Here is a 2,769-nt window from a genome sequence, read left to right on the forward strand (position 1 = left end):
TCCTTCAGCGCCAATGGTACTTGGACCGAGAGGTCCTGGGAGAGTAGGTCGCTGCCAGACAATCAGAAACACTCACTTTTGTGGGTGTTTTTTTGCTTGAAAGAAAAATAAAAGCTATACTTAATGTAGAATTATTCTAGTTTTGCATTGTCGACACCTAATATCTTATTTATCCAATCATCTGGATCATCCCATTTTAAAGGGTTTTAAATATACCCTAGTTTACTAAGGATTTCCTTGATTAAGTTTCTAAATTTGCTTTTCTATAAGTCTTTAATTTTGTCTTATAAATAACTTAAGCCTGACCCCTTTCCCTTCACTCTATAAAAAAAACTAAGGTTATTATAAAATATAACCTTAGTTTATAAATATTACACTTTAAATCTATCAATCAATGTTTGTAAATCTTCAGCAATGGTTGCCAAGTTTTCTCCAGCATTAGCAACTTCTTTAATATTTGCAGCTTGTTGCTCTGTTGCGGCTGAAGCTTCTTCGGTTCCCGCTGCATTCTCTTCAGCAATTGCCGATAAATTTTGTACCAATTCGATAATATTATCTTTATTTTTTGCCATAAGCTCCGAAGACTCATTCAGCTTATCCACAACTTCTCTTACAAGGTCCGTTGCTTCTGCTATTCCATCAAATTTCTCTTCGGTTTCTTTAACACTCTTTCTTTGCTCTTCGACAACTTCTTTCACTTCATTCATAGTATCCACTGCATTCTCGGACTTAGACTTCAGCTCTTCAATAACTTCTTTTATATCACTTGTAAACCGATTAGAGTCTTCAGCAAGTTTTCTAATTTCACCTGCGACTACAGCAAATCCTCGTCCGGCCTCTCCTGCTCTTGCCGCTTCTATAGCTGCATTTAAAGCCAATAGGTTGGTTTGATCAGCAATACTTTGAATCATCGAGCTCGCCGTTTCTATTTTTTTAGCACTTTTATTGTTACTGAGTATGGTTTCATATACTTTTTCTGAAGCAATAGTGGAAGCTTTTGTTTTTCCCACAAGCTCTGATAATATTTTAAAACCACCTTCTTTTTCAGAATCAATCTTCCCTGCCGCTTCATTAAGTTTTAAAATAAACTTCGCATTGTTATCCAATAGGCGGCTGAGTTCTTCGATGTTATTCGCCGTGTTTTCTGTATCATTTGCCTGATCAGTTGCTCCTTTTGCAATTTCATTAATAGTTTTAGCTACTTCCATCGAGGCATTACTCGTTTCATGGGCTCCAACGGTAAGTTCCTCTGAAGATGACGCCACTTGGTCCGCTGAATCGGCAGTTGATTTAATAAACTTAACAATATTGTCCCTCATTGAAATAAGAGCTTTTGTCATTTCTCCAATTTCATCTTTTCTTTCCACCTCTTTTGATTCTTCAACATTTTGATCCTCTGAAAAATCAAGCACCGCTAATTTATTCAGCCTTTGGGTCACGGCAACAATAGGCTTTGCTATTTTATCACTTGCAAAGTACACCACTGTGATAACAATCAATAAAGAAATTACTGATACCAAAACACCTATCCTACTAGCAGACTTTACTCCTAAAAAAACTTCATCTTCATGGACAACCGTAACCATATACCAATTCAAGTAAGGATGATTTATTGGAGTATAGGCTGCAACTAGATCATTTCCGTCAATACGGTACTGTCCATAACCTGTTTCCCCTTGTAAGACTTTATTTTGAAGAAGCTCTGCCAGTCCTACACTAGAGGAATCCTCATTAGCAAGCTCAATTAAATTTGCCTGATTTTCAATATGTCCAAAAACAGGGCTCGTGATCAAATCCCCTTGCCCATTGACAATATAAGAAAATCCCGTTTCCCCATATGTTAGTTGACTACTGATTCGATCAATTTCACTATGATTCATAACCGCATATAAGATTCCCTGAATGCTTCCATTTCTATCAATGGGTTCTGCAATGATTAAAATAGGTTCACCCGATTCTGCTCCTATGAGAACATCTGAAATATTAGGTTGCCCTGCCATAGCCGTTTGGTAATATTCTCTTGTAGTTATATTCACATGAACCCTCTCATCATCCAAACGATAGGAATTCGCTTGATCGTCACTTAAAAACATTCTTACATAACCTTTCCTTTCCATCTGTGGATGAAATTGCGAAGCAAATTGACTCCACTCAGCATCCGTATATTCTAAGGGATTATTGCCATTTTGATAAATTTCAGGATGCTCTGATAATGTGGCCATATAATCAAAATGATCTCCCATCATTTCTTCAATGAGCAAGGCATTGTTGTTTACATTACTCATTAGGGCTCTTTCAACCTCGTCTCCTATGTATTTATCGGTAACTAAAGTATTAGCAATGGTTGTTACTAAAAAAATTCCTGTGAAAATCATACTAAAAATTATAATTAATTTCATTTTTAGAGAGTTCATTTTATCACCCTTCCTTCTATAAAGTTTATAGCCCTGCTAGGTTAACTAGTTGTTGTGGATGACTATAATTTGTTATGTCACCTACTTCTGAGTAAAATAGCACTACTGTTACTGCTCCTAAACCTGGGATTGCTTTCATTTCTTTTGCCCCTGGTATTGTATCTAATAGAGCTTCTAGCTCTGTGTCTAGGTCTGCTAATTGTTTACTGATCAGCTTCGGACACCTCGTATGTATGATACCAAGGGGGTTCATTACAGGAATCCTCCTTCTATAAAGTTAATATTTCTCTTTAATACTCACTCATTCTCAGTATTTCATTATCACCTAACAGTGGGTCAGCCTCAGGAACTGGAT

General features: G+C 36.6%; 1 protein-coding gene and 1 pseudogene. Both read right to left on the minus strand.

All coding sequences use genetic code 11. From position 1 onward, the window contains the following. Positions 1-371: 371 nt before the first annotated feature. Entirely contained in the window at positions 372-2,399 is a 2,028-nt protein-coding gene (locus tag GGQ84_RS15350) for a methyl-accepting chemotaxis protein (RefSeq protein WP_429163691.1), read from the minus strand. A gap of 43 nt (positions 2,400-2,442) precedes the next feature. Then, positions 2,443-2,631: pseudogene (locus GGQ84_RS15355) on the minus strand (transposase); the annotation flags it as partial. Between the last annotated feature and the right edge of the window lie 138 nt (positions 2,632-2,769).

Origin of the sequence: Desulfitispora alkaliphila, from assembly GCF_050433185.1 — a bacterium.
GTDB lineage: Bacteria > Bacillota > Desulfitisporia > Desulfitisporales > Desulfitisporaceae > Desulfitispora > Desulfitispora alkaliphila.